22 protein-coding genes are annotated in these 25,980 nt (G+C 63.7%); 10 read left to right on the top strand and 12 right to left on the bottom strand.

Annotated elements, in window-relative coordinates; translation table 11 throughout:
* The first annotated feature begins 111 nt into the window (after positions 1 to 111).
* The gene (locus tag ACUXAC_RS07995) at positions 112 to 438 is read left to right on the top strand and encodes a YnfA family protein (protein WP_025302721.1); all 327 of its coding nucleotides are present in this window, start codon (positions 112 to 114) and stop codon (positions 436 to 438) included.
* Positions 439 to 474: 36 nt separating this feature from the next.
* On the opposite strand, the gene ydfG is transcribed toward ACUXAC_RS07995, so the two are convergent.
* The 5 genes from ydfG to fecI form a co-directional block, all read right to left on the bottom strand.
* Positions 475 to 1,224 carry a bifunctional NADP-dependent 3-hydroxy acid dehydrogenase/3-hydroxypropionate dehydrogenase YdfG gene (gene ydfG, locus ACUXAC_RS07990; protein WP_016927858.1) on the bottom strand — a complete coding sequence of 250 codons (750 nt, stop codon included), beginning with the start codon at positions 1,222 to 1,224 and terminating at the stop codon, positions 475 to 477.
* A 125-nt stretch (positions 1,225 to 1,349) separates the two neighbouring features.
* Positions 1,350 to 1,871 carry a GNAT family N-acetyltransferase gene (locus ACUXAC_RS07985; protein ID WP_141959119.1) on the bottom strand — a complete coding sequence of 174 codons (522 nt, stop codon included), beginning with the start codon at positions 1,869 to 1,871 and terminating at the stop codon, positions 1,350 to 1,352.
* A 199-nt stretch (positions 1,872 to 2,070) separates the two neighbouring features.
* A complete protein-coding gene (fecA, locus tag ACUXAC_RS07980) occupies positions 2,071 to 4,422 on the bottom strand; it encodes a TonB-dependent Fe(3+) dicitrate receptor FecA (protein ID WP_070914942.1) in 2,352 nt (783 codons plus the stop codon).
* A gap of 115 nt (positions 4,423 to 4,537) precedes the next feature.
* Entirely contained in the window at positions 4,538 to 5,494 is a 957-nt protein-coding gene (gene fecR / locus ACUXAC_RS07975; protein ID WP_060419088.1) for a ferric citrate uptake sigma factor regulator FecR, read from the bottom strand.
* A complete protein-coding gene (gene fecI, locus ACUXAC_RS07970; protein ID WP_089185929.1) occupies positions 5,491 to 6,015 on the bottom strand; it encodes a ferric citrate uptake sigma factor FecI in 525 nt (174 codons plus the stop codon). The genes fecR and fecI overlap by 4 nt, the downstream gene beginning before the upstream one ends.
* Positions 6,016 to 6,444: 429 nt before the next feature.
* Here fecI and guaD point away from each other — a divergent pair, with 429 nt between their 5' ends.
* Positions 6,445 to 7,761: a guanine deaminase gene (guaD, locus tag ACUXAC_RS07965; protein WP_342121586.1), complete on the top strand. Its 1,317-nt coding sequence runs from the start codon at positions 6,445 to 6,447 to the stop codon at positions 7,759 to 7,761.
* Here the strand turns inward: guaD and ACUXAC_RS07960 are convergent.
* Positions 7,746 to 8,909 carry an MFS transporter gene (locus ACUXAC_RS07960; protein ID WP_454266590.1) on the bottom strand — a complete coding sequence of 388 codons (1,164 nt, stop codon included), beginning with the start codon at positions 8,907 to 8,909 and terminating at the stop codon, positions 7,746 to 7,748. The genes guaD and ACUXAC_RS07960 overlap by 16 nt on opposite strands.
* A gap of 103 nt (positions 8,910 to 9,012) precedes the next feature.
* Between ACUXAC_RS07960 and ACUXAC_RS07955 the strand changes: the two genes are divergently transcribed.
* Positions 9,013 to 9,927, top strand: coding sequence for a LysR family transcriptional regulator (locus ACUXAC_RS07955; RefSeq protein WP_060440012.1), 915 nt, complete (start codon positions 9,013 to 9,015; stop codon positions 9,925 to 9,927).
* Between the two features lie 106 nt (positions 9,928 to 10,033).
* Positions 10,034 to 12,235: a peptidyl-dipeptidase Dcp gene (gene dcp, locus ACUXAC_RS07950; RefSeq protein WP_454266589.1), complete on the top strand. Its 2,202-nt coding sequence runs from the start codon at positions 10,034 to 10,036 to the stop codon at positions 12,233 to 12,235.
* 72 nt (positions 12,236 to 12,307) lie between these two features.
* Here the strand turns inward: dcp and ACUXAC_RS07945 are convergent, their stop codons facing one another.
* The 5 genes from ACUXAC_RS07945 to ACUXAC_RS07925 form a co-directional block, all read right to left on the bottom strand.
* The gene (locus ACUXAC_RS07945; protein ID WP_004938595.1) at positions 12,308 to 13,618 is read right to left on the bottom strand and encodes an MFS transporter; all 1,311 of its coding nucleotides are present in this window, start codon (positions 13,616 to 13,618) and stop codon (positions 12,308 to 12,310) included.
* Between the two features lie 142 nt (positions 13,619 to 13,760).
* A complete protein-coding gene (locus ACUXAC_RS07940) occupies positions 13,761 to 14,390 on the bottom strand; it encodes an N-carbamoylsarcosine amidohydrolase (RefSeq protein WP_055312376.1) in 630 nt (209 codons plus the stop codon).
* Positions 14,391 to 14,399: 9 nt separating this feature from the next.
* Positions 14,400 to 15,152: a maleate cis-trans isomerase family protein gene (locus ACUXAC_RS07935; protein ID WP_016927838.1), complete on the bottom strand. Its 753-nt coding sequence runs from the start codon at positions 15,150 to 15,152 to the stop codon at positions 14,400 to 14,402.
* A gap of 15 nt (positions 15,153 to 15,167) precedes the next feature.
* Complete coding sequence (locus ACUXAC_RS07930) at positions 15,168 to 15,962, bottom strand: alpha/beta hydrolase (RefSeq protein ID WP_100396364.1); 795 nt, start codon at positions 15,960 to 15,962, stop codon at positions 15,168 to 15,170.
* Entirely contained in the window at positions 15,959 to 17,110 is a 1,152-nt protein-coding gene (locus tag ACUXAC_RS07925; RefSeq protein ID WP_454266588.1) for an FAD-dependent monooxygenase, read from the bottom strand. Before ACUXAC_RS07925 ends, ACUXAC_RS07930 begins: the two co-directional genes overlap by 4 nt.
* Before the next feature lie 327 nt (positions 17,111 to 17,437).
* On the opposite strand from ACUXAC_RS07925, the gene ACUXAC_RS07920 reads away from it, so the two are divergent.
* The 5 genes from ACUXAC_RS07920 (at position 17,438) to uilS (ending at position 24,189) form a co-directional block, all read left to right on the top strand.
* Positions 17,438 to 18,496 (top strand): 2,5-dihydroxypyridine 5,6-dioxygenase, encoded by a 1,059-nt coding sequence (locus ACUXAC_RS07920; protein WP_454266587.1) that lies wholly within the window; start codon positions 17,438 to 17,440, stop codon positions 18,494 to 18,496.
* Positions 18,497 to 18,562: 66 nt separating this feature from the next.
* The gene (locus ACUXAC_RS07915; protein WP_033634451.1) at positions 18,563 to 19,036 is read left to right on the top strand and encodes a MarR family winged helix-turn-helix transcriptional regulator; all 474 of its coding nucleotides are present in this window, start codon (positions 18,563 to 18,565) and stop codon (positions 19,034 to 19,036) included.
* Between the two features lie 85 nt (positions 19,037 to 19,121).
* Positions 19,122 to 19,664 carry a (2Fe-2S)-binding protein gene (locus tag ACUXAC_RS07910; protein ID WP_454266586.1) on the top strand — a complete coding sequence of 181 codons (543 nt, stop codon included), beginning with the start codon at positions 19,122 to 19,124 and terminating at the stop codon, positions 19,662 to 19,664.
* Positions 19,657 to 23,229 carry a molybdopterin cofactor-binding domain-containing protein gene (locus tag ACUXAC_RS07905; protein ID WP_454266585.1) on the top strand — a complete coding sequence of 1,191 codons (3,573 nt, stop codon included), beginning with the start codon at positions 19,657 to 19,659 and terminating at the stop codon, positions 23,227 to 23,229. The genes ACUXAC_RS07910 and ACUXAC_RS07905 overlap by 8 nt, the downstream gene beginning before the upstream one ends.
* 99 nt (positions 23,230 to 23,328) lie before the next feature.
* On the top strand, positions 23,329 to 24,189 hold the full coding sequence (gene uilS / locus ACUXAC_RS07900) for a UilS family quorum-quenching N-acyl-homoserine lactonase (RefSeq protein WP_197861895.1): 861 nt from the start codon (positions 23,329 to 23,331) through the stop codon (positions 24,187 to 24,189).
* On the opposite strand, the gene ACUXAC_RS07895 is transcribed toward uilS, so the two are convergent.
* Positions 24,173 to 25,078, bottom strand: a complete 906-nt coding sequence (locus ACUXAC_RS07895; RefSeq protein ID WP_100396367.1) for a LysR family transcriptional regulator — start codon at positions 25,076 to 25,078, stop codon at positions 24,173 to 24,175. The genes uilS and ACUXAC_RS07895 overlap by 17 nt on opposite strands.
* Positions 25,079 to 25,184: 106 nt before the next feature.
* On the opposite strand from ACUXAC_RS07895, the gene ACUXAC_RS07890 reads away from it, so the two are divergent.
* Positions 25,185 to 25,931, top strand: a complete 747-nt coding sequence (locus ACUXAC_RS07890) for a sulfite exporter TauE/SafE family protein (RefSeq protein WP_336948073.1) — start codon at positions 25,185 to 25,187, stop codon at positions 25,929 to 25,931.
* Positions 25,932 to 25,980 lie beyond the last annotated feature (49 nt).

Genomic DNA, 25,980 nt, shown 5'->3' with positions numbered 1-25,980 from the left:
GACACTGGCGTTACCTCGCCCGCAGGCGTGGTGACAAATATACCACTGCGTTCCTGGAATTCACCAGCCAAGCGCCGATTCGTTTAATTTACCGAGAGAAAACTGCGACCGATGTTAAAAACCACGCTGTTGTTTTTCGCCACTGCGCTCGCCGAAATTATCGGCTGTTTCCTGCCTTATCTCTGGCTCAAGAAGCAGGGCAGCGCCTGGCTATTGCTGCCGGCGGCATTGAGCCTGATGCTGTTTGTCTGGCTGTTGACGCTGCATCCGGCGGCCAGCGGGCGGGTCTACGCGGCCTACGGCGGCGTGTATGTAGCGACGGCGCTGCTGTGGCTGCGGGTGGTGGACGGGGTGAAGCTGTCCGCGCTGGACTGGGTGGGCGCCGGGGTGGCGCTGGTGGGCATGCTGATCATCGTTTCCGGCTGGCGCGCGGCCTGAGGAAACAGGGCGGGAGTCGCCTCCCGCCGTTGGAGATCAGGCGCCGCGGTGGATGTTTAACCCGGCGAAGGACTGGCTGACCGGCATCATTTCCAGCGTGTTGATGTTGACGCGCGCCGGCAGCGTTGCGACCCAGAACACCGACTCGGCGATGTCTTCCGGCGTCAGCGCATCGGCGCCTTCGTAGGTTTTGTTGACCTTGCCGTCATCGCCCTTGAAGCGCACGTTGGAGAATTCGGTGCCGCCCACCAGGCCCGGCTCGATATCGGTCACGCGGATGCGCGTGCCGTGCAGATCGGCGCGCAGGCCCAGGCTGAACTGTTTGACGAACGCCTTGGTGGCGCCGTACACGTTGCCGCCGGCGTAAGGCCAGTTGGCGGCGGTGGAGCCGATGTTGATCACATGGCCGACGTTGCGCTCGACCATGGCCGGCAGCAGCGCACGCGTCATGTTCACCAGCCCTTTGGCGTTGGTGTCGATCATGGTTTCCCAGTCATCGGCGTTGGCTTTGTGCGCCGGCTCCAGCCCCAGCGCCAGCCCGGCGTTGTTCACCAGCACGTCGATCTGGCGCAGCTCGGCCGGCAGTGCTTCGATCGCCTGCTGAATGGCGGCGCGGTTGCGCACGTCGAGCCGCACGATGTGCAGGGCTTGGCCGAGTTCTTCCTGCAGCTCTTCGAGACGCTCAAGGCGGCGCCCGGCGGCGATCACCTGGTGGCCTTCACGGATAAAACGGCGCGCAATGGCCTCGCCGAAACCGGAGGTGGCGCCGGTAACAAAAATAATCATGTTGCTGTTCCTCAACTGTTTTTACCCTACATGTCTCTATCATTAGCACAAACCTGCAGGCAGTGGCAGCGGTTATCACGGCGGAAAGCAAAAAAGGTCACACCGGGCCGGCGGCCCGATGCTGATTAGCGCTGAGGCGGCAGGTGGTATACCACGGCGTCGTACTTGACGCGTTCGCAGCGGCCGGCCAGCACGCCGCCCAGCGACTCGACGAGGCGGCGGCTGGCGGTATTCTGTTCGGCCACCGGGTAGAGAAAGTGCGGCGGCTGGAAGCGTTCGCTGGCCCAACGCGCGATACCTTGCACGATTTCGCGGCCGTAGCCCTGGCCGTGCAGGCCCTCTTTCACCCAGATGCCCAGCTCCGGGGTGTGGCTGCGCAGGTTGTGCGCGCCGCCGACGCCGACGAACTGTCGGTCTTCGCGCCGGCGGGCGACGAAGATCACTTCTTCGCCTTCGCGCATCAGCGGCAGCCAGCCTTGCCAGACGTTGGCGAAATCTTCCGGCGACGCCTCCGGCTCAAAGGCCATAAAGCGTGTCAGAGTGGGGGTGATCGCCTGGTAAACATCGTCGGCGTCTGCTGCGGTAAAGGGGGCAATCAACAAACGGTCGGTGTCCACGCGGCACTGAGAAAGGTCATTATGATTCATCTTATTTTCCCTCGCTTTTCAGGCCAGAACGGCAAAAAATCCGCGCCTATAAATTAGGGCGGATCGTCGATATTACGCGCATTGGCGGCAGAAGCGACTTATTTTTCGTCGCTTGGGCAAGATGGAAAGAACGGGTTTGGTGACAATGTCACGCTATAAGTGAGGCGGCGAGCGCGATAGGTGCGCCCGCCGCCGGGGGTCAGAACTTCACCGAGCCTTGCAGATAGATCGTGCGCGGCTGGCCGACGTACAGACCTTTGTTATTGTCGTCATAGGCGCGGGTGAAATACTCGTGGTTGAACAGGTTTTTCACGCCGACGCCCAGATTCAGACCGGCCATTTCCGGGCCGAAATCATAGGCGGCGCGCACGCCCCACAGCATATAGCCGGGAATGCGGCCGGTGCTGCCGTCGGCGCTTTCCGCCACGGTGTTGGCGTTGTCGGCGAACTGGCTGGATTGGAACTCGCCGTTAAGGTTAAACGCCCAGTTGCCCGGCGTGTAGTCCAGCCCCAGCGTGCCTTTATGCTTCGGCGAGAACGGCACCTGATTGCCCTTGTAGCCGCCGTCTTCACGGATGGTGGCGTTGACGTAGGCGTAGCTGGCGTAGGCGGTCAGGTCGTCCAGTTTCGGCGTCAGCTGCGACAGATCGTAACGCAGGCTGCCTTCCAGCCCGGCGTGGCGGGTTTTGCCGCGCGCGGTCACGCTGTCGGTCACCTGGTTGGAGTCGTACTGGTTGTTGAAGTTGATCAGGAACAGCCCGATCTCACCGGTCAGCGCATCGCCGGCGTAGCGGGTGCCCAGCTCCCAGGTGCGCGCCTTCTCGGGTTCAATCTTGCCGCTGTCGACCGCTTTGCCCATCTGGCTGTACTGTACGGTGCCGAAGGAGCCTTCGGTGTTGGCGTACAGGTTCCAGTATTCGTTCAGGTGATACATCACGTTCAACGCCGGCAGCGGCGCGTTATAGCTAACGTCGAGGCGGTTGTTCTTGATGTAGTTGTTCTGATACGACTTGATGTACTCGTAGCGCATGCCCGGCGTAATGGTCCAGTCGCCGATATCGATGCGATCGTCGATATAGAAGGCGTGCGCCTCGGTGCCGGACTGGGTGTCGCGATCGTACGGGCTGGCGGTGGACGGCAGCCGGCCGGTGCTGGCCTTGCTGGTGTAGCGCAGCTCGTGGGTGGATTCGCTGACGTAGCGGTAGCCGACGCCCACTTCATGGGCCGAATCGCCCCAGCGGAAGCTCTGGCTGTAGCGCGGTTCCACGCCGCGCACCCAGTATTCGCGCGGCGACAGCGTCAGGTTTTTGCCCTGATCGAGATAGCCGCTGCGCAGGGTGTAGGTGTAGAAGCTCTGCACGTCGAACTTGTGCTGCTGATCCGGCTGATACTGGTAGCCGAAGTTCGCCAGCTGGCGCCGGCCCCAGAACTTGTCGTACGGGCGCGTCGACTGGAACGGGTTGGCGTTGTAGTCCGCCCGGCTCAGGCCGCCCGGCATGTCCGCTTCGCCTTCGTAGTATTGCAGCAGGCTGTTGAAGGTGTGCACTTCGTTCGGGGCGTAACGGCTTTTCAGCATCACATCGTCAATTTTGGTCGCGCTGTGTTCGCGCCAGTCGCTGCCGCGGGTGCCGGAGTAGAGCAGCGCCGCGCCGAGGCCGTTGTCGGCGGTGCCGCCGATCATCAGGTTACCGGTGCCTTTCGGGTGATCCTGGCGCGAGGTTGGGCTGAGCTGCCCCTGCATGCCGGCCTCCATGCCGAAGGTTTTCGGGATGGCACGGGTGACGAAGTTGACGACGCCGCCGACGCTCTGTGGCCCGTAACGCACCGCGCCGCCGCCGCGCACCACGTCAATCGCATCCATATTGCCGAGCGAGACCGGCGCCAGCGACAGCTGCGGCTGGCCGTAAGGGGCGAAGGGCACCGGGATGCCGTCCATCAACACGGTGGAGCGGCTGGCGAGGCGCGGGTTGAGGCCGCGAATGCCGAAGTTCAGCGCCATGTCATGGCTGCCGGTGCCGTTGTTCTCAGGTGCCACCACGCCCGGCACGCGGTTCAACGCTTCGCGCACGGTGGTGGTGCCGGTTTTGGCGAATTCTTCGCGGCGCACCACGTCGCGCGCGCCGGGATGTTCGAACACGTCTACCTGACGGCCTTCCGCCAGCCAGTCACCGACCACGGTGATGTCTTCTTCCTTCTGCGGCTGCGGCAGTTTGGCCAGCGTGTAACCGTGGTTGCCGAGCGCTTTAGCCTGCAGGCCGCTGCCGGCCAGCAGGGCGTTCAGGCCGTCATCGACGCCGTAGCTGCCGCTCAGGCCCGGCGAACGCTTACCGGCGGTCAGCGTGCCGTCCACCGAGAGCGCGATGCCGGCGCGCGCGGCGAACGCGTTCAGCGCGCCGTCCAGCTCACCGGCCGGAATGTGATAGGTTGCAGCGGCGCTGGCGGCGCTCGCCGTCAGCGGTGCGGCGAAGGCCAGGCCAATGGCCACGGCCAGCGGCGTGGCCCGTTTTCCCCAAAGCGAAGCCGGCGCTCCCTTTCCCCAAGCGTTGTTCATACCTTCTCCTAAATCATTTTTTATTTATTGCTGCAGTGTTTTCCTGGGAGTCGGATGAGCAAAGCAAAAGGGACAATCAAGAATGCGATTTTTTATCATTTTCATTTAAAAAGATTCAGGCGGGGACGATTTTCAGCCAATAGCGGGTAAAGCTCTGCAGGCGCACCGGCAGGGTCTGGCTGAGCAGGGCAAGGGCGCGATCGGTATCGTTGAGCGGGAAACTGCCGCTGACGCGCAGGCCGGCGACGGCCGGATCGCAGCTCAGATGGCCGCGCCGGTAGCGCGCCAGTTCGGCGATCACCCGGTCCAGCCGCCACTGGCTGACGCTCAGCACGCCGCGCAGCCAGCCGTCCTCCGCCGCAGCCGGTTGTTTGTCGCTGAAGGCCGCGGCGCTGAAGCTTATCTGTTCTCCGGCTTCCACCCGGCGAGTTTGCCGCGCGTCCTGCGCCAGCTGCGCTTCGACCGCATGCTCCAGCACCGTCAGGCGCGTCTCGCCGCCGTTCTCACGCACCAAAAAGCGGGTGCCGAGCGCGCGCATCGCTCCCTGCGGGCTTTGCACCCACAGCGGCCGGGGGTCGCGTCCGGTCACCAGGCTGATTTCCCCGGCGTGCAAGCGGATCAGCCGTTGGCGATCGTCGTAATGCACGTCCACCGCGCTGGCGGTGTTCAGCACCAGCTGGGTACCGTCGCTTAACACTATGGGTTTGATCTCGCCGGTGGCGGTGCGGTAGTCGGCGCGCAGCTCCCGGCCGAGCGGCGACTGGTAAAGGAAGCCGCCGCCGCCCACGCCGAGCAACAGCAGCAGGCTCTTCAGCAGGGTGCGGCGATCGATCGCCGATTGGCGGCCGGCGCGATCGAGCGCACGGTAGCTGAACTTGCCCGGTACGCCCTGCAGCTGGCTCTGCAACGCTTCGACGCGCTGCCAGGCCCAGCGGTGATCGTCATGCTGCTGATGCCAGGCTTGCCACTGTTGGCGCTGGCGGTCGGTGACGTGTTCATCGCACAGCAGGGCATACCAGTGTGCGGCCATCTTCAGCGCCTGGCGCTGCTCGGGGGTGATGGCGTTGCTCATGAGAAAACGTCGTTTTCCAGGCTGAACAGCAGGCAATGCTCGGTGGCCTTGGCCATGTATTTTTTAACCGAGCTGACCGACACGCCGAGGCGCACGGCGATGTCCGCATAGCCCAGGCCTTCGAGCTGCGACAGCAGGAAGGCCTGTTTCACCTTCGGCCCCAGGCCGTCGAGCATGGCGTCGATCTGCTGCAGGCTTTCCAGCAGGCTCTGGCGCTGCTCCGGCGACGGGGCATAGCCGTCCGGGATCAGCGCCAGTATCTCCAGATAGGCGCGCTCCAGCGTTCTGCGGCGAAACAGATCGACCATCACCCGCTTGGCGACAGTGACCAGAAAATCTTTCGGCTCGCGCAGGGTCGCCGCGGCGTCGCTTTTCAGCAGGCGCATGAAGGTGTCCTGCGCCACATCGTCCGCGTCGAAAGCGCAGCCCAGCCGCCTGCGCAGCCATCCCTGCAACCAGGCATGGTGGGTGGCGTAAAGGCGCGACAGCGCGGCGTGCGGGGCAGAAGCGGTGGCGGACATGGTTTTCGCATTGCTGGTCAAAAAGATGCGCGGATGATAATTGAGAATGGTTATCGTTTCAAGTTTGTCGGGTGGCCTGCGGAATGGGGCAGACCGCTTTGCATCGCGTTAAAATAACCGCAGCGGCCGCGAAATTATCCGCTTGCCCGGTAAAGGTGCAGCGGCGCGGCGTTATTCCGGCAAGCAAACGGTTGCTATTGGTCTACCGTTGAAGATCGCCGCGCGTTTTATTCTTTTTCATCGGTTGGTTTTCTTTGATTAAATTAATATGTCTCTGTTTTTAAATGTAAATGTATTTTATGTCCGCCTATTGGCACACGGCTTGCTATGCTTAATCCGGTCTTTGAGTTTGGGTAATAAAAGGCATTGTTTCATCAGCGAAGATTATTACGCGGGTGAGCTTGGCCGGTCGTCACAAGGAAGAAAATAATGGCACTGCAATTCACCACGGCTATTCGTGGCAATTTTTTTGATATCACCGCCTGCGTGGAGGAACCGCAACAGCTCGACGAACGCCTGCGGCACATTCCCGACGGTTTGTTGCTGCTCAACGAGGGCACCATCGTCTGGTTCGGCAGCTGGCAGCAGGGTGAGGCGCTGTTGCCGCCGGGTTTCGCGGTCACGGAGTATCGCGATAAACCGATCGTGCCGGGCTTTATCGACACCCATATCCACTACCCACAAACCGAAATGATCGGCGCCTATGGCGACCAGTTGCTGGGGTGGTTAAACAATTACACCTTCCCGACCGAAAGCCGTTACGGCTGCGAACAGCACGCCGACGAGATGTCGGCCTTCTTTCTGCGGGAGTTGCTGAGCAACGGCACCACCACCGCGCTGGTGTTCGGCAGCGTGCACCCGCAGTCGGTCGATGCGCTGTTCACCCAGGCGCAAGCGCTGAATATGCGCCTGATCGCCGGTAAGGTGATGATGGATCGCCATGCGCCGGAGGCGCTGCTGGAAACGCCGGAGCAAAGTTATCGCCAGACGCGTGAGTTGATCGAACGCTGGCACGGCAAAGGCCGCCTCGGCTACGCCATTACGCCGCGCTTTGCGCCCACCAGTACCCCGGCGCTGTTGGCGCAGGTGCAGCGGCTGCGCGAAGAATTCCCCGACGTTTGGCTGCAGACGCACCTGAGCGAGAATCCGCAGGAAGTGGCCTGGGTAAAATCGCTGTTCCCGCAGAGCCAAAGCTATCTGGACGTTTACCATCGCTACGGCATGACCGGCGGCAAAAGCGTGTTCGCCCACTGCCTGCACCTGGAGGAGCAGGAGTGGGACTGCCTGTGCGAGACCCGCTCGGCGATCGCGTTTTGCCCCACCTCCAACCTGTTCCTCGGCAGCGGGCTGTTCGACCTGCAGCAGGCCTGGCGTAAGCGAGTGAAGCTCGGCATCGGCACTGACGTGGGGGCCGGCACCACCTTCAATATGCTGCGCACGTTGGGCGAGGCGTACAAAGTCGGCCAGCTGCAGCATTACCGGCTCTCTGCCGTAGAAGCGTTCTATCACGCCACCCTGGGCGGCGCCCGCGCGCTGGCGCTGGACGACAAAATCGGCAACTTCAACGTCGGCAAAGAGGCGGATTTTGTGGTGCTCGATCCGGCGGTCACGCCGCTGCAGCAGTTGCGCTACGCCAACAGCGCCACGTCGGCGGAACAAGGGTTCGTGCTGATGACCCTGGGGGACGATCGCAATATTTATCGCACCTATGTGGACGGCAAGGTGGTTTATCAGGCGCCGCGCTGACGCAGCCGCGCCTGCAGCCAAACGCTGAGCGGCGCGACGGCGACCGCGCTCAGCGCGCACAGCCATAACAGGCGTTGCAGGCTAAGCGGGGTGAGGCCGCTGCTCAGCAACGCGGAGGAGAGCAAGAAGGCCGCCGTGGCGCTCAGGTGTATCAGGGCGGTTTGCAGTACGCCAAAGGCGGCGCGCTGCCGAGCGTCCGGCCAGCGCATGCTCAGGGAAGAGATCGCCACCAGCCGCGCATAGGCCGCCGCGAGAAACGCGACCATGAACAGCTCGCCGCGATCGCCACCGCGCGCCGCCAGCCACAGGCTGCCCAGCAGCAACAGCGTGGCGCCCACCGTCAGCGTCACGGTGCCAAAGCGTTGCAGCCAGCGGCCCGCCAGTACGGTCGCCAGATAGCCGGCCACGCCGCCGATGAGAAACAGCCAGGGCAAATGCGCGTCTGCCACCTGTAGCCGCTGGGTGAGCAGCGGCGCCAGCACCGGGATCAGCAGCATCGGGCTGAACTGCGTCAGGCCGGCGGCGGCGGCGAACAGCAGCAATCGGCGATCGAGCGCGACGGGCGCGGTAGCCCGTGGCTGCGGCGCATCCCTGGGAACGAACAGCGCGACCAAGACGGCCGCCAGCAGACACAGCCCGCCGATAGTCACCAGCGCGGCGCGCCAGCTCGCCACTTCGCACAGGTACAGCATGCCCGGCATGCCGACAATGCTCACCAACGAAAAGGACGCGATCACCGTCGCCAACATTCTGCCGTGCAGTGCGGCCGGTGCGGCGTTGAGCAGCAGGCCGATCCCAACGCCCATCGTGGTGCCGCCCAACAGCCCGGCCAACAGCCGCAGTGCCAGCAGCCAGTAAAACTGCTGGGTTGTGGCGATCAATAAGGTGGTCACGCCCAGCAGCGTGACATTGAGCAGCAGAAAGCGCCGCTTCTCAACGCCGCCGATCCAGAAAAATGCGCCGATGCCGGAAATCACCGCGGCCAGCGTATAGGCCGCGCTGACATAGCCGGCGAAGCTGACGGGCACGGAAAAATCGGCGGCCATGTAGAGGAATATCGGGTTGAATACCATGTATTCCAGGGCATTGGTGAACTGAATAAAGGCGATGACCAGCGTTATCGCCGTCAGCTTTCTCGCGGGTGTCATAAGCATCCATGGGTTGCAGAATCAGGCCGGCAGTGTAGCGTTTGGCGTTGGTCGGGATTAGATGGTAGAAATGGCATGGTTTGTTATCAAATTAGGGATAATTATGCGCGCCAAATTGGATTTAAACCTGCTACGCATTTTCGTGACGGTGGTGGAGCAAGGCAGCTTCGTCGGGGCGGCGCGGGCGCTGGCGATGCCGACCTCCAACGTCAGCCGCTATATCTCTCAGCTGGAGCGCCAGCTCGAGCAGCGATTGCTCGAACGCAGCACCCGTTCGATGCGGCTGACGCCGAACGGCCAGCTATTGCATGAACGCACCCAGCCGCTGCTGGCGTCGCTGGAACACACCGCGCAAACCCTCAGCGAGCGGCAGCAACAGCTGCGCGGGCCGCTGCGCCTGTGCGTGCCCAATGAAGTGGGGCCATACCTGTTGGGCGAGCCGCTGGCGGCGTTCGCCGTGCAGCATCCGCAGATCGAAATCAGCTGCGTGACCAACCTGGCGGGCATGGCGTCACTGCTCGATGATGTCGATCTGGCGGTGATGATCAGCCGGGGCATGCTGGACGACAGCGACTATGTCGCGCAGCCGCTGGCGTCTTTCCCCTGCATCGTGGTGGCCGCTCCGGCGTTGCTGGCGCAGTGGCCGCCGTCGTCGGCGATTGAACAATTCACGCAATTGCCCTGCATCAGCACGGTGGATGCGCTGAAGGGGATGCCGTGGCAGTTCGTCCGCCCGGACGGAACCTTCGTTACCGTCCCGGTCAATACGCGCTATCGCGTCAACAGCGGGGAGATGGCGCTAAAGGCGGCCTTGGCCGGCGTGGGGTTCGCCATGCTTTCCGAACTCGGCTGCCGGCCGTTTCTGGCCGACGGCCGTTTGGTTGAGGTGCCGCTGGCACTGCCGCCGGCGCCGTTGCAGCTGTATGCCGTTTACCCCGGTCGCCGCTATCTGCCGGCCAAAACGCGCGCGTTGCTGACGTTCCTGATACAGCAGGTTGGCGAGGCGGCCAACTTCTAATCACTTGTTTTTGCTCAAACTGCCAACTGCACCTAAGCTAGGAGGTGACTCAGAGGGAGCGATTCCCCGAGACCTTATTCCGTGAACATGGAGGAGTTTCGATTTGATGCGTTTATCCACATTGGTGCTGGCGATCGGCATGGCGCTGGGCGCGCAGGCACAGGCAGCAGAAACCCAACCTCACGCCGACCATAGCGCGCTGCCCAGCGGCCAGGCGAAGGAGGCTACCGTGACCGGTGAAGCCAATCAGCACGACAAGCAAAAGACTCAGAATCCGTTCTTCTATCAAAGCCGTCTGCCGTTCCAGGCGCCGCCGTTCAACCTGATCAAGGAGAGCGACTACGCGCCGGCGATCGAGGCGGGCATCAAGCAAAAGCGGGAAGAGGTGGAGAAGATCGCCAACAACCCGGCCAAGCCTAATTTCAAGAATACCTTCGTGGCGCTGGAGCAGGCCGGTTCGCTGCTGACGCGGGTGATGAACGTGTTCGGCGCCATGACTTCGGCCAACACCAGCGACGCGCTGCAGAAACTGGATGAAGAAACCTCGCCGAAGCTGGCGGCATTGAACGACGACATCATGCTCAACGGCAAGCTGTTCGCTCGCATCAAGGCCATCTATCAGGATCGCGATGCGCTGAAGCTGGATCCGGAATCGCGCCGGCTGGTGGAAGTGACCTACAAGAACTTCGAGCTGGCGGGCGCCAACCTGTCGGACGCCGACAAGGCCAAGCTGAAGGCGCTGAACCAGGAAGCGGCGACGCTGAGCACCCAGTTCACCAACAAACTGCTGGCGGCGAGCAAGAACGGCGCGCTGGCGATAACCGACCCGGCGAAGCTGGACGGCCTGTCGGAAGGCGAGCTGGCTGCGGCGGCGCAGGCGGCCGCCGAACGCAAGCTGGAGAAACAGTGGCTGCTGGTGCTGCAAAACACCACGCAACAGCCGCTGCTGCAGAGCCTGAAAGATCGCGATACCCGCCAAGCGCTGTTCGACGCCTCCTGGACGCGTGCGGAGAAGGGCGACGGCAACGATACCCGCCAGACCATCTCCCGTCTGGCCAAGGTGCGCGCCGAGCAGGCCAAGCTGCTGGGCTACCCGAACTACGCCGCCTGGAAACTGCAAAACCAGATGGCCAAGACGCCGGATGCCGCGCTGAGCTTTATGCACAACATCGTACCGGCGGCTACCGCGCGCGCCGAGCGTGAGGCCAAAGACATTCAGGCGGTGATCGACCAGCAGAAAGGCGATTTCAAGGTGCAGGCCTGGGACTGGCAGTTCTACGCCGAACAGGTGCGCAAGGCCAAGTACGATCTGGACGAGTCGCAGATCAAGCCTTACTTCGAGCTGAACAACGTGCTGAACAACGGCGTGTTCTACGCCGCCAACCTGCTGTACGGCATCAGCTTCAAAGAGCGCAAGGACATCCCGGTCTACCAGCCGGACGTCAAGGTGTATGAAGTGTTCGACAAGGACGGCAAATCGCTGGCGCTGTTCTACACCGACTACTTCAAGCGCGACAACAAGGGCGGCGGCGCCTGGATGAGCAACTTCGTCGATCAGTCGAAGCTTAACGGCACCAAGCCGGTGATCTACAACGTCGCCAACTTCACCAAACCGGCGCCGGGCCAGCCGGCGCTGCTGTCGTATGACGACGTAATCACCATGTTCCACGAGTTCGGCCACGCGCTGCACGGCATGTTCGCCGATCAGGAATACCCGAGCCTGTCGGGCACCAACACCGCGCGCGACTTCGTCGAGTTCCCGTCGCAGTTCAACGAGCACTGGGTCAGCGATCCGAAAGTGTTCAGCCACTTCGCCAAGCATTACCAGACCGGCGAGGCGATGCCGCAGGAACTGGTCGACAAGATCAAGAAGGCCGACAAGTTCAACAAGGGCTACAGCATGACCGAGCTGCTGTCCGCCGCGCTGCTGGACATGCACTGGCACATGCTGGCTGCCGACCAGCCGCAGCAGGACGTGGACAAGTTCGAGGCCGAGTCGCTGCAAAAAGACAAGGTCGATCTCAGCTACGTGCCGCCGCGCTACCGTTCCAGCTATTTCCAGCACATCTGGGGTAACGGCTACGCCGCGGGCTACTACGCCTATCTGTGGACGGAAATGCTGGCGGACGACGCCTTCCAGTGGTTCACCGAACACGGTGGCCTGACCGCCGAAAACGGCCAGCGCTTCCGCGACATGATCCTGTCGCGCGGCAACAGCCAGGATCTGGAGAAGCTGTACATCGACTGGCGCGGCAAAGAGCCGAGCATCGAACCGATGCTGATCAACCGCGGGCTGAAGGACGAGTAAGTTCGGCCATTTCCGGTAAGTAAACAAAAGGGCGCGTTATGCGCCCTTCGTCTTTTTCGGCTTGGCCGACATTCAGCGGTTTACCACCTTGGCCGGCAGGGCCACCACCAGCAGCGAGCTGAGCAGCAGGCAGCCGGCGAAGGCCCAGAGCGCGCCGCCGCTCTTGCCGGTCAGATCCAGTGCCAGCCCCATCAGCGAATTGCTCACCAGCCCGGCGATGTTGGCCAGCGAACAGGCCAGTGCGAAGCCGGTCGCCGCCGCCGTGCCGCGCAGGAAGGTGGCCGGCAGGCTGAAGAATACCGGCACCGCGCCGATGATCGCCGCCTGGGCGATGGAGAACAGCAGCACCGTGGCCAGCGCATTGTGGGTGAAGAAGGTGCTGCCGGCCATTGCCAGCGCGCCGACGATAAATGGCACGATGATATGCCAGCGCCGTTCGCGCAGCCGGTCGGAACTGCTGCCGATCAGCAGCATGCCGAGCAGGGCGGCGACGCTGGGGATCGCCGTCAGGTAGCCGATGGTGGTGATGTCGGTGACGCCGGCGGTTTTGATGAAGGTCGGCATCCAAAAGCCCATGGCGTAGGCGCTGAGCAGAATGGCGAAGTCGATGCCGCCGAGCATCCACACTTTCAGGTTGAAGAAGCCGTCGCGGAAGCTGTGCTTGCCGTGATCGGCCTCGGCGTCGTCACGCGCCAAATCGTCGGCGATGCGCTGTTTTTCCTCGGGCGTCAGCCACTTGGCCTGCTGATAAGTGTTAGGCAACAGCCAGAAGGTCAGCACCCCCAACAGCACGCTGGGAATGCCCTCCAGCAAAAACAGCCACTGCCAGCCGTGCAGCCCGTGGCGCATGTCGAAATGGCCCATGATCCAGCCAGAGAGCGGCCCGCCGATCACGCTGGACAGCGGCAGGCCGATCATGAACAGCGCGATGATGCGGCCGCGGCGATAGGTCGGGAACCATAGCGTCAGGTAAAAGAGCACGCCGGGCAGAAAACCGGCCTCCGCCACGCCGAGCAGAAAGCGGATGACGTAGAACTGGGTGGGCGTGGTGACGAACATGGTGGCGGTGGACAGCAGCCCCCAGGTGATCATGATGCGGGCGATCCACATCTTGGCGCCGACGCGCTGCAGGATCAGGTTGCTCGGCACCTCGAACAGAATATAGCCGACGAAGAACAGCCCGGCGCCCAGGCCGAAGGCCGCTTCGCTCAGCTGCAGCGCATCGGCCATCTGCAGCTTGGCCAGCCCGACGTTGATGCGATCGAGGTAGGCCGCCAGGTAACACAGGCAAAGAAACGGGATCAGTTTCCAGGTGATTTTGCGGTACAGCAGCAGCGATTCTGCGTCCGCTTTCCCCGCCAGCGGGGTGTCGACAATGGCCATGATGTTGTCTCCAGGTGGTGCGTGTTGGCCTCCGCAGGAGGCGCCTGTTGTGTTTGCGTTGCAGGGGCGCCGCCCTGTTTCGGGCGGTCGCGTGAGGCGCTGTCTGCGCCTTCGTTATTGTCGTTGCAGGTGAGTCGTTGATTCATAACCGGTTCAGGTAGTCGAGCGCCTCCCGTTTGTGCACCACGTCGCCGTATTTGCTGTCGATGTCGAACAGGTTGGCTTCGTGCGGGCCGGGGTGACGATCGCCGACGCACTCGCGCACCACCATGGCGCGAAAGCCGTGCTGCACCGCGTCCACCGCGCTGGCGCGGATGCAGCCGCTGGTGGAGCAGCCGATCATCAGCAGCGTGTCGATCCCTTGCGCCACCAGCAGCGGCGCCAGCGCGGTGCCGAAGAAGGCGCTGGCGTATTGCTTGCTCAGCACCACCTCATCGGCCAGCGGCGCCACCGGCGGGCAGAACGCCGCCAGCGGGTTGCCCGCCACCATGTCCTTCATCACCGGCGCTTTTTTGACCCACAGGCCGCCATCGGCAAAATGGCCTGCATGATAGCGGATATGGGTGTGGATCACAGGAATTCCCGTGCGGCGCGCACAGGCCAGCAGCTCGCGGCTTTCCTCGACCGCGCTCACCACGCCCGGCGCGAACAGCGGCGCGCCTTCGGTGGTGTAGGCCTGCATAAAGTCGATCGCCAGCAGCGCCGGGCGCCGGCCGAATCCGAGGCGCTGGCCCCAGACGCCGCGATAATTGTCGCTGAGGGTGTCGTTCATCATGCCTCCTCAATAGGCGCCGGACAGCAGGGCGCCGGCGCCGGGGACGATCGGCTCCAGCTCCAGCGCGGTCAGCATCGCGTAAGTGGTGGCGATGGCGGCGGTGATCACCGGTTTGCCGGTTTGGGCCTCCACCGTCGGAACGGCCGGCAGCGAAGGCATCTGCACGCAGGCGGACAGCACGATAGCATCGACCTCGCGTAAATCCATCTCGGCGACGATCCCCGGCAGCCTGGCCGGATCGTGCCGGCCGACGTCGAGGTTGTCCGGGATCTCCAGCGCGCGCCATACCTTGACCTCAATGCCTTCGTGCTGGATGTAGTCCACCACCAGCTGGGTCAGCGGTTTCATATAGGGCGCCACCAGCGCGATGCGTTTGGCGCCGATCACCTTCAGGCCGTTGACCAGCGCGCCGGCGCTGCTGATAACCGGCGCGGCGGCCTGATTGTCTTTCGTCACCTGCGCCAGCCGGGCCTGCGATTCGCGGTGGTAGCCCAGCCCCATTGCCATGATGGCCACCAGGCAGGCGTAGCCGAGCACGTCGACCCGCGCGTCGGAGAGTTCCAGCGCGCAGCGATCGGACTCGGCGTCCATCGCCGCCAGCTCTTCTTTATTGACGTGTTTCATGCGCATGCGGCTGGAGTGAAAGGTGAAACGCTCCGGGCGTATCAGCTGGCGCGCGCCCAGCATCGCCGGGATCTCGGTTTCCATCGTGGTGTTGGAGCTGGGCACGATCTGTCCGATGCGGTAGTGGTTGCTCATGTCGGTGTTCCTCAGTTAATCCAGAAAATTGCCCAGGGCGCGGAAGAAGCCGTCGAAATTGTCCCACGGGATCATGTGTCCGGCGTTCTCGACCTCGACGATGGCGATCTCCGGCTGCAGCGCGCGGATCTCCGCCCGGTCTTCGGGCTGAATGACGCCGCCTTTGCCCGCGACCATCAGCAGCGTCGGCATGGCCAGCAGCGGGTAGTCACGGTGGCTGTCCACCTGATGAAAATCGTCGTAGGCGCGTTGGATCGCCGGCTCGTAGCAGGTATGCAGCCACTCGGCGCGCAGCCGGCGTTGCTCCTCGCTCCAGGTCGGGCAGAAGGCGCGCATCTGCTCGGCGCTCATGCCCGGCAGCGACTGCCGGATAGAGTCGGCGTACCAAGGCCATTGGCCGGGATAGGCGCGGCGGCCGGGGCCGGAAACCGGCGGGTCGACCAGCACCAGTCGCCGCACGCCGGCGGGCTGCAAAACGGCGGCGCGCAGGGCGAAGCGGGCGCCCATCGAATGGCCGAGCAGGGCGTAACTGGCCAGGTTCAGCGCGGCGGCGAAGGCATTGACGTCCTGCGCGCAGGTCTCTGCGTCATAAGCCAGTTCCGGGCCGCTGGACGACAGACCGCGGCCGCGTACGTCGAGTACGTAGACGTCGTATTTTTCTCCCAGCCGCTCGGCGACGAAGCCCCAGGTGATCGCCGGGCTGGTGATACCGGGGATCAGGATCAGCGCCGGGCCGTGGCCGCCGTAGCGCAGGTAATGTTGGCGAATGCCGTTGGCGTGAACGTGGGCGCCGTAGAGGAAGGTGCTCATGCGGCGTTCTCCGATTTCAGCGCTTGCGTGTACAGGTCATAGCCGTAGACCCAGGCCGGATTTTCCTGAGTGCGCAGGAAGGTATTGGCGTTGGACACCGCCTGCACCCTGGATGCGCGCTCCTTGCGGTTGGCTTCATACAGCTGGAAGGCGGTGCGGTAGTCGCCGAGGCCGGTTTCCTGCAGGCAGCGGGTCAGCATGGCGGCGTCTTCGATCGCCATCGCCGCGCCCTGCGCCATGTGTGGTTTCATCGGATGGCAGGCATCGCCGAGCAGCACCAGACGGCCTTCGCTCCACAGCGGCAGCGGTTTGCGGTTCAGTAATGGCCATTTGGTGACCTGCTCGCTGGATTCGATCAGCGCCTGCACGATCGGATGGTAGCCGGCGAAGGTCTCGAACATTTCTTCGCGGCTGCTGTCGATGAAGCTGCCCTGGAAATCCCAGGCCGGGTGCGGCACGCCGCTGACGTAGTAATACTCGTCGCGCCGTTGGGTGGTGTAGTAGACCATCAGATGGCGATCCGCCGACCACCACTTCACGCAGTCTTCGAACGTCAGGTTGTATTTCGCCAGCTTCTCGCCGCGGATCAGCGCGCGGTGGGCCACCCAGCCGCTGTAGGTCGGCGCTTCCGCCCCCAGCAGGTGCTCGCGGATGCGTGAATTGATGCCGTCGGCGCCGATCACGATGTCGGCGTGGGCCGAGGTGCCGTCGACGAAGTTCAGCACCACCTCGTCACCGCGATCTTCAATCTTGCTCAGGCATTTGCCGAAGTGCAGGGTGCCGGGCTGCAGCGCGGAGAGCTGCAACGCCTGCAAATCGCCGCGGTGCACCGTCACATAGGCGGCGCCGTACTCCCGGCGGGCGAAGGTGCCCAGTTCGATGCGCGACAGGTAGTCGCCGCTTTCGGCATCGCGGCTGAACCAGAAATCGGGGTGAGACGCCATCTGCTCCAACCGCTGCTCAATACCTAGCCGGCGGAAAATCTTCAGTACGTTCGGCCCCATGTGAATGCCGGCGCCGAGGCGTGAGAACGCCGGGCTCTGTTCATACAGATCGACGGTAAAGCCGGCTTTTTGCAGCAGCCCGGCGGCGGCGGCGCCCCCCAGCCCGGCGCCGACGACGGCGATGCGTGGTTGTTTGCTCATCATGTTTCCCCTGTCTGTTGGCTTTTTTCAGCGTAGGCCCAACGCGTGGCTGGACGATTGATTTATAGTGTATGCACTAGATAACGCAAAGTTGCAAAAGTGTTAAATCAGATCTTGCTCACGCTAATTGACGGCGTATTACTGTTAAACTCATGTTAATCACAGGATTGATGCGGGATGAAATAGGACTTTCTTATGGTGGGTATTCGCAGCTTGCTTTCCTTTGCTTTTTTGACTTAGATAAAAACGAGCGTGTTCACTTTAAATTGTTTGAAAAATCACCGCCGCCTTGCGGGCGTCGGTCACCCTTGACGAGACAGGAGACAGGCCATGGCGGTCAATGAAACCCAGTTGGTACAGCTGTTCGAGCAGGTGCTTACGTTGTCGAAGGTCGATGCTTCGCAGAGCGTGGCGATTTTGAAAAGCCATTATTCTGATGCGCGCACGGTGCGCGCCGCGACCGACGCGGCGCTGCGGCTGGGCGCCAGGGTGTATGCCGTCGAGCTGCCGGCGTTCAACCATCCGCGGGCGATGGGCAACGACATGACCGCCTATTGCGGCGATACCGCGCTGACCGGCAACCTGGCGGCGCAGCGTGCGCTGGAGGCCGCCGACCTGATCGTCGATACCATGATGCTGCTGCATTCGCCGGAGCAGGAGCAGATCCTGAAAACCGGCACCCGCATCCTGCTGGCGGTGGAGCCGCCGGAGGTGCTGGCGCGTATGTTGCCCAACGCCGAGGACAAGGCGCGGGTGCTGGCCGCCGCCGCCGTACTGGAGCAGGCGAAGCTGATGCAGGTGACCTCCGCCGCCGGCAGCGATTTCCGCGCGCCGCTCGGGCAATACCCGACGGTGACCGAGTACGGCTATGCCGATGAACCGGGGCGCTGGGATCACTGGCCGAGCGGCTTCCTGTTCACCTGGCCGAATGAGGAACAGGCGGAAGGGGTGCTGGTGCTGGAGGTCGGCGATATCTTGCTGCCGTTTAAAAGCTACGCGCGCGAACGCATCACGCTGGAGATCGAACAAGGGTTCGTTACCCGCATTCACGGCGGTTTCGAGGCGGAATACCTGCGCGAATACATGAAATACTTTGACGCTCCGGAGGTGTACGGCATCTCGCACATCGGCTGGGGCCTGCAGCCGCGCGCCCAGTGGACGGCGATGGGCCTGCACGACAAGAACGACGGCATGTGCATGGACGCGCGCGCGTTTTACGGCAACTTCCTGTTCTCCACCGGGCCGAATACCGAAGTGGGCGGCACGCGCAAAACGCCTTGCCATATGGATATCGCGCTGCGCCGCTGCGACATCCGCCTCGACGGGCAAACGGTGGTGGCGGACGGGGAAGTGGTGGCGCCGGAGGCCTCGCGCGTGCGCCGGGCTTAATCGTTGCTGCCAACGGCGGGGGTTTGTACTATTCTCGTGGATTCCATAGATGGTGAGAGTAACGCAATGACGCCCCCCGAATACCCGTCAGCCGTGAGCGGCCAACCCGAAAATTATCATTTTACCGAGCAAGTTGGGCACCTGCTGCGCAAGGTTTATCAGCGCCACCTGGCGATTTTCCAGCAAAACGTCGGCGATTCGCAGCTGACGGCGGTGCAGTTCATCACCCTGTGCGCGGTGCGCGATATGGGGCCGAGCTCGCTGACCGAGCTGGTGCAGGTGACGGCGGTGGATCAGGCCACCATACGCGGCATCGTCGAGCGGCTGAAGGCGCGCGATCTGATCACTGTGACGCCCGATCCGGTGGATCGGCGCAAGGTGGTGGTCGGCCTGACCGACGCCGGCGCCGTGCTGCTGACGGAAACGGTGCCGCAGGCGGCGAAAATTACAGAGCTGACGTTCGGAACGCTCAACCCGGCCGAACGGATAGCGCTGATATTCCTGCTGAATAAAATGCTGGAAGATCCGCCCACCGGCTGATTCGCCCGCGCAACGTCGGTTGCCTGGTGGTCGGTGGCGAGAGGCCAGCCCATAAGACCATCAAGTGCAGGCGGAGACGCGAACAATGGCGATATCTGAAGTGCAGTCGCCCAGGGAAGGCGCGAACACCACGCTGACGGAGCATCCGCTGATGCTGTCGGTGAACGGCGAACAGCTTCATGCGCAGGTGATGGCGGATACGCCGCTCTTGCTGGTACTGCGCAACGATCTGGCGCTCAACGGCCCGAAATACGGCTGCGGCCTGGGCGAATGCGGCGCCTGTACCGTGTTGATCGACGGCGTGGCGGCGCGCTTCTGCGTGATCCCGGCGCTCGGCGTGTCCGGCCGGGCGATCGTGACCCTGGAAGGCCTTGGCGATCGCCAGCGCCTGCACCCGGTGCAGCGTGCCTTTATCGAAGAGCAGGCGGCGCAATGCGGCTACTGCCTCAACGGCATGATCATGACCACCAAAGCCCTGTTGGATCGCAATCCCGCCCCGAGCGAGGCGGAGATCCGTCAGGCGCTGTCCGGCAACCTGTGCCGCTGCGGCACCCATCTCGAAATCCTGCGTGCGGTTCAGCGCGCCATCATTCTCTGCCGCGATGAGGACGCCCACGCTCATGACTGATTCCCGTCCCTCATCGCCGAGCCAGACCGAATTGCTGCAGCGCGACGGCGTGCTGCTGATCGTCGACATCGTGCAACCGCCTTCGGGGCCGGTGCCCAAAGGGCAAACGCCGGTGCTGAAGCCCAGGGAGCAAGGGCTGTTTATCGCCCTGTGCGGCAGCGGCGAAATCTATGCCTTTAACGGCCATGTCGATCTCGGCACCGGCGTGCGCACCGCGCTCGGCCAGATCGTCGCCGAAGAGCTGTACCTGCGCATGGATCAGGTGCGAATGGTGCTGGGCGATACCGAGCGCGCGCCGAATCAGGGCGCCACCATCGCCAGCGCCACGCTGCAGATCTCCGCCGTGCCGCTGCGCAACGCCGCCGCCGAAGCGCGCCGTTGGCTGTTGCGCCAGGCGGCGCAGCGCTTCGATGCGCCGGTGGAACAGCTGACGCTGGAGGAGGGCGTGATCCGCAGCCCGCAGGGGCAGGCGCTCAGCTACGCCGAGCTGGTGGCCGGCGGTCATGTCGAGCTGTCGATTTCCGGCGACGCGCCGCTGAAACCTCAGACGGAGTATCGCCTGGTGGGCACCAGCGCCGCGCGCGTCGATATTCCGGCCAAGGCGACCGGCGAAACCACCTACGTACACGATATGCGCCTGCCAAACATGCTGCACGGCCGGGTGGTGCGGCCGCCCTATGCCGGTTACGACAGCGGCGAATTTGTCGGCACCAGCCTGCTGGCGGTGGACGAAACCTCGATCGCGCATATTCCCGGCATCGTCAAACTGGTGGTGATCGGCGATTTCATCGGCATTGTCGCCGAGCGCGAAGAACAGGCGATCAAGGCAGCGCAGGCGCTGCAGGTCAGCTGGAAAGACTGGCGGCGCAATTTGCCGCAGATGACCGACGTGGCGCAGGCGCTGCGCGACAACCCGCACTCGACCCGGGTGGTGCACGATACCGGCGATGTGGACGCGGCGCTGGCGACGGCCGACAGGCGTTTCACCCGCAGCTACCTGTGGCCGTATCAGCTGCATGCCTCGATTGGCCCTTCCTGCGCGCTGGCGGACTACCGGCCGGAGCGCCTGCAGGTCTGGTCAGGCAGCCAGAACCCGCACCTGCTGCGCGCCGATCTGGCCTGGCTGCTGGAATACCCGGAAGCGCAGATCGAGATTGTTCGCATGGAGGCGGCCGGTTGCTATGGCCGCAATTGCGCCGATGACGTCTGCGCCGACGCGGCGCTGCTGTCGCGCGCGGTGGGCAGGCCGGTGCGGGTGCAGCTGACCCGCGAACAAGAACATGTGTGGGAACCGAAGGGCACGGCGCAGCTGATGGAGGTGGACGGCGGGCTGGACGCCGCCGGGCACCCGGTCGCCTACGACTTTCGCACCTATTATCCTTCCAACGGCGCGCCGACGCTGGCGCTACTGCTGACCGGTCGGGTCGAGCCGCTGCCGGTGGCCTATGAAATGGGCGACCGCACCTCGGTGCCGCCTTATGAGTATCCGGCGCTGCGTGTCAGCATCGAAGACATGGCGCCGATCGTGCGCGCCTCCTGGATGCGTGGCGTTTCCGCCTTGCCGAACACCTTCGCCCACGAATCTTATATCGATGAGCTGGCCCACGCCGCCGGCGTCGATCCGCTGGAATACCGGCTGCGCTATATCCATGACGAACGCGCCAGTGAGCTGATGCGCAGCACCGCAGAGCGCGCCGGCTGGACGCCGCATACCGAACCGATGCAGACCCCGGCGGAAGACGGCGTGCTGCGCGGGCGCGGCTTTGCCTACGCCCGTTACATCCACAGCAAGTTTCCCGGCTTTGGCGCGGCCTGGGCCGCCTGGGTGGCCGACGTGGCGATCGACAAAGCCAGCGGCGAAGTGGCGGTGACGCGCATCGTGGTCAGCCACGACGCGGGCATGATGGTCAACCCGGACGGCGTGCGTCACCAAATTCACGGCAACGTGTTGCAATCGACCAGCCGGGTGTTGAAAGAGCGCGTGACCTTTGAGGAATCGACGGTCTCCGCCAAAGAATGGGGGGCTTACCCGATCCTGACCTTCCCGGAGGTGCCGGAGGTGGACGTGGTGATGATGCCGCGCCCTTACGATCCGCCGCTGGGCGCCGGGGAGTCGGCGTCGGTGCCCAGCGCGGCGGCCATCGCCAACGCGGTGTTCGACGCCACCGGCATTCGTTTTCGCGAGCTGCCGATCACCTCGGATAAGCTGCGAGAGGCGTTGAACGGGCCGGACGCCGAGCGGCAGGCCGCCCCGCCCAAGAAAAAGAAGCGCGGCAAATGGTGGTTCGGCGGTGCGGCGGGGCTGTTCGGCGCGGTGCTGGGCATCGCGGGCAGCGCCCTGCCATGGCGGGCGGAGATCGCACCGGTGGCGACGCCCGGCGCCGGCACCTGGTCGGCCGCCACGCTGGAGCGCGGCCGCCAGTTGGCCGCCGCCGGAGACTGCGCGGTTTGCCATACCGCGTCGGAAGGAGCGACCAACGCCGGCGGGCTGGCGATGGCGACGCCGTTCGGCACGCTCTACAGCACCAACATTACCCCGGACGTGGCAACCGGCATAGGCAACTGGTCATTTACCGCGTTCGATCGGGCGATGCGCCAGGGCATCGCCCGCGACGGCCGCCATCTGTATCCGGCATTTCCCTACACCGCATTCAGTAAAATGACCGACGGCGACATGCAGGCGCTGTACGCTTATCTGATGTCGCAACCGGCGGTGCGCCAGAGCAATCCGGCCAATCAGATGCGCTTCCCGTTTAACCTGCGGCCGCTGATGGCGGGTTGGAACGCGCTGTTCCTGCGCCAGGGGGAATTTCAACCCGATCCGCAACAAAGCGCGCAGTGGAATCGCGGCGCCTATTTGGTCAACGGGCTCGGCCACTGCGCCGCCTGCCATTCGCCGCGCAATCTGCTGGGGGCAGAAAAGGGCGGCGCGGCTTTCCTGGCGGGGGGGATGGTGGACGGGTGGGAAGCGCCGGCGCTGAATCAATTGGCCAATGCGGACAAGCCCTGGACCGAGGAGCAGCTGTTTCAGTACTTCCGCAGCGGGCATTCTGCCGAGCACGGCGTGGCGGCCGGGCCTATGGGGCCGGTGGTCAGCGAACTGGCGACGTTGCCGCAGAGCGATCTGCGGGCGATGGCCAACTATGTGATGTCGCTGAGCACCAAGGCGACGCTGAATGTGGAGCCGCAGGCGCAGTTGGCGGCCCGCGCCTTGCCGGTGGCGGGGCAGTTGGCCGGCGAGCGGTTGTTCCAAGGCGCTTGCCAGGCCTGCCACAGCGCCGCTGCCGGTGGGCCGCAGCTGTTCGGCGTTAGCCCGGATCTGGCCAATAACACCAATATCTTCAGCGATCGCCCTGATAACCTGATCAAAGTGATCCTGCAAGGGATCCCCAAACCGGCCACCGCCGAATTGGGCTTTATGCCGGGCTTTAAGGACAGCTTTTCCGATCGGCAGGTGACGGCGTTGGTGAATTATCTGCGCCAACGCTATGCCGGCGACAAACCGGCCTGGCGCGACGTGGAGGCGCAGGTGGCGCGGCTGCGCGCGGAGCCGGGGAATCATTAACATTGTAAATTGTTACATTGGGTTATTGACTGGCGGCGCTCATTCGGGGATTAATGTTAGCCTGATTTTTACCTTACCTATAAAAAACAGGAAGTTAACATGACATTAACCACGCATAAAATGGAAAGCGGCCTGGCCGTAACAGTTCGTTTACCTGATAACCCGGCCAAGGTTCCGGCGATTATTCTGTGCCACGGCTTCTGCGGCATTCAGGAGCTGTTGCTGCCGGCCTTTGCCGAAGCCTTCGTCAACGCCGGTTTTGCGGCGGTGACGTTTGACTATCGCGGCTTCGGCGCCAGCGAGGGCGAACGCGGGCGGCTGGTACCGGCGCTGCAGATTGAGGATATCCTGGCGGTGAGCCGGTGGGTGCAAACGCAGCCGCAGATCGACAGCGAGCGCATCGGCCTGTGGGGCACGTCGTTTGGCGGCTGCCACGTGTTCGGCGCTGCCGCGGCCGAGCCGGCCATCAAGTGCGTCGTTAGCCAGCTGGCCTTCGCCGACGGGGAAACCATCGTGACGGGGAAAATGGCCGCCGACGAAAAACAGGCGTTCATCGCCACGCTGGACAAAATGGCGGAGAAGAAGCAGGCCACTGGCAAAGAGATGTTTGTCGCCGTCACCCGGGTGTTGAGCGATGACGAGTCGAAGGCGTTCTTCGAGGAGAACAAGGCGCGTTACCCGGCGATGGACATCAAGATCCCGTTCCTGACCGTGCGCGAAACGCTGCGCTATCAGCCGCGTGACAATGCGGCGCGAGTCACATGCCCGGTACTGGTGGTGGTGGCGGGCGGCGATACCGTGAATCCGCCGGAGCAGGGCATCGCGCTGTATGAGGCGGTAGGCAGCGCGAAGAAGGCGCTGCATGTCGAGCAGAATGCGAAGCACTATGACATGTACGCCGGCCCGCATTTCGCCGGCATTATCGGCCGTCAGATCGCCTGGTTCAACGATCACCTGTAATACCGCCTTCCCCCTGGCGCAGGAACGCCACCAGCCGCTGCGCCGGCAGCGGCAGCAGCGCCCATTCGCGCACCACCAGTGACAGGCGCCGGGTCGCCCAATCGTCCGTCAGCGGCAGGGCGCCGTGTCGGATCTGCGGATGGCGTTGGGCACTCTCTTCCGGCACCACCGCCAGCCCGGCGCCGCGCCACACCATGCGGCAGATGGCGTCGAAATTAGCGGCGCGCGCCCGTAGCCGCATCGGGCCGCCGCTGCGTATCGCCAGCCGTTCCAAATGCTGTTGCAGCGCACTCTCTTCCGGCAGGCCGATAAACTCAAAAGACAGGGTGTCCGCGAAGCTGACCGTGCGGCGGCCGCTGAGCGCATGCTCCGGCGGCAGCGCCAGCACCAGACGATCCTGCCGGAAGGGATAGCTTGCCAGCCCGCGCAGATCGGCGTGATCCGCCACGATGCCGATATCCGCCGCCTGTTCGGCGATCGCCTGCGCGATGACCGGGCTGGGCAGCTCCTCCAGCGCGATGTCGGTGTGCGGGTGCAGCACCAGAAAATCCGCCAGCAGCTCCGGCAGAAAAGCGTCGGCGGCGACGGTATTGGCGACGATGCGCAGCTGGCTGCGCTGGCCCGGCGCGAACTCGGCCATGTCGCCCCGCAGCCGGTCGCGCTGTTGCAGCAGCACGCGCGCGTGTTGCAACAGGCGTTCACCGGCGGGCGTCGCCTGGACGCCGCGCGGATTGCGCGTCAGCAACGCCACGCCGGCCTGTTGCTCCAGCCCGCGCATGCGTGCGCTGGCGGCGGCCAGCGACAGCCCGACGCGCTCGGCGCCGGCGGTGATGCTGCCGGTCTCAAGCACCGCCGCCAACAGTCGCAGATCGATAAAGTCAAAATGCATGCGTTCTTCCTCTGTCTTTGCCGCAGGCAGGCTCTGCCATTGCCGCATTGTGCCGCGCCGCGCCGCCGGCCACAATCGGGCCGTTGATTGCCATAAGGATAGACGCATGTCGCTGACGTTACTCGAGATTATCGCCCTGACGGGCATTTTTACGCTGGCCGGCACGGTCAAGGGAGCGATCGGCCTGGGCTTGCCGACGGTGTCGATGGGGCTGCTCAGCCTGATGATGCCGCCGGGGCAGGCCGCCGCGCTGCTGCTGTTACCTTCACTGGTCACCAATCTGTGGCAGTTGCTGTGCGGGCCGCGGCTGGGAGCGCTGTGCCGCCGGCTCTGGCCGATGATGCTGTGCGTCACGCTGGGCACGTTGCTGAGCGCTGGCGCGCTCACCGCCACCAACGGCCGCCTGGCGCCGGTGGCGCTGGGCGTTTGCCTGATCGGCTATGCGCTGTTGGGATTCACCCGTTTCGACTGGCGCGTTTCCGCCACGGCGGAGCCTTGGCTGGGGCCGCTGTGCGGCCTGGTGACCGGTGCGCTGACCGGCGCCACCGGCGTATTCGTCATACCGGCGGTGCCCTATCTGAACGCCTTGGGCCTGGCGCGTGACGATCTGGTGCAGGCGCTGGGGCTGTCGTTCACCGTCTCGACGCTGGCGCTGGCCGCCGGATTAGCCTGGCATCAGGCGCTGCCCGGCGCGCTGCTCGGCGGTTCGCTGCTGGCGCTGCTGCCGGCGCTGGGCGGCATGTGGCTGGGCGGGATCGTGCGTCGTCACAGCAGCCCGCTGATTTTTCGCCGCCTTTTCTTTATCGGGTTATTAATCTTGGGAATTGAGATTGTTTGGCGTTCAATTAATTAAATCGATAGCACTTATGTGTAATTAGGTCAGGTATATTATTCTGTATTTT

The sequence above is a fragment of the Serratia sp. 121840015-1 genome, from assembly GCF_053627655.1.
The sequence above is the reverse complement of the archived record's forward strand: the minus strand, read 5'-3'. Positions and strand labels throughout refer to the sequence as shown.

Coding starts and splice junctions, on each gene's coding strand:
- ACUXAC_RS07995 (WP_025302721.1), top strand. CDS start 112: ATGTTAAAAACCACGCTGTTGTTTTTCGCCACTGCGCTCGCCGAAATT.
- ydfG (WP_016927858.1), bottom strand. CDS start 1,224: ATGATTATTTTTGTTACCGGCGCCACCTCCGGTTTCGGCGAGGCCATT.
- ACUXAC_RS07985 (WP_141959119.1), bottom strand. CDS start 1,871: ATGAATCATAATGACCTTTCTCAGTGCCGCGTGGACACCGACCGTTTG.
- fecA (WP_070914942.1), bottom strand. CDS start 4,422: ATGAACAACGCTTGGGGAAAGGGAGCGCCGGCTTCGCTTTGGGGAAAA.
- fecR (WP_060419088.1), bottom strand. CDS start 5,494: ATGAGCAACGCCATCACCCCCGAGCAGCGCCAGGCGCTGAAGATGGCC.
- fecI (WP_089185929.1), bottom strand. CDS start 6,015: ATGTCCGCCACCGCTTCTGCCCCGCACGCCGCGCTGTCGCGCCTTTAC.
- guaD (WP_342121586.1), top strand. CDS start 6,445: ATGGCACTGCAATTCACCACGGCTATTCGTGGCAATTTTTTTGATATC.
- ACUXAC_RS07960 (WP_454266590.1), bottom strand. CDS start 8,909: ATGACACCCGCGAGAAAGCTGACGGCGATAACGCTGGTCATCGCCTTT.
- ACUXAC_RS07955 (WP_060440012.1), top strand. CDS start 9,013: ATGCGCGCCAAATTGGATTTAAACCTGCTACGCATTTTCGTGACGGTG.
- dcp (WP_454266589.1), top strand. CDS start 10,034: ATGCGTTTATCCACATTGGTGCTGGCGATCGGCATGGCGCTGGGCGCG.
- ACUXAC_RS07945 (WP_004938595.1), bottom strand. CDS start 13,618: ATGGCCATTGTCGACACCCCGCTGGCGGGGAAAGCGGACGCAGAATCG.
- ACUXAC_RS07940 (WP_055312376.1), bottom strand. CDS start 14,390: ATGAACGACACCCTCAGCGACAATTATCGCGGCGTCTGGGGCCAGCGC.
- ACUXAC_RS07935 (WP_016927838.1), bottom strand. CDS start 15,152: ATGAGCAACCACTACCGCATCGGACAGATCGTGCCCAGCTCCAACACC.
- ACUXAC_RS07930 (WP_100396364.1), bottom strand. CDS start 15,962: ATGAGCACCTTCCTCTACGGCGCCCACGTTCACGCCAACGGCATTCGC.
- ACUXAC_RS07925 (WP_454266588.1), bottom strand. CDS start 17,110: ATGATGAGCAAACAACCACGCATCGCCGTCGTCGGCGCCGGGCTGGGG.
- ACUXAC_RS07920 (WP_454266587.1), top strand. CDS start 17,438: ATGGCGGTCAATGAAACCCAGTTGGTACAGCTGTTCGAGCAGGTGCTT.
- ACUXAC_RS07915 (WP_033634451.1), top strand. CDS start 18,563: ATGACGCCCCCCGAATACCCGTCAGCCGTGAGCGGCCAACCCGAAAAT.
- ACUXAC_RS07910 (WP_454266586.1), top strand. CDS start 19,122: ATGGCGATATCTGAAGTGCAGTCGCCCAGGGAAGGCGCGAACACCACG.
- ACUXAC_RS07905 (WP_454266585.1), top strand. CDS start 19,657: ATGACTGATTCCCGTCCCTCATCGCCGAGCCAGACCGAATTGCTGCAG.
- uilS (WP_197861895.1), top strand. CDS start 23,329: ATGACATTAACCACGCATAAAATGGAAAGCGGCCTGGCCGTAACAGTT.
- ACUXAC_RS07895 (WP_100396367.1), bottom strand. CDS start 25,078: ATGCATTTTGACTTTATCGATCTGCGACTGTTGGCGGCGGTGCTTGAG.
- ACUXAC_RS07890 (WP_336948073.1), top strand. CDS start 25,185: ATGTCGCTGACGTTACTCGAGATTATCGCCCTGACGGGCATTTTTACG.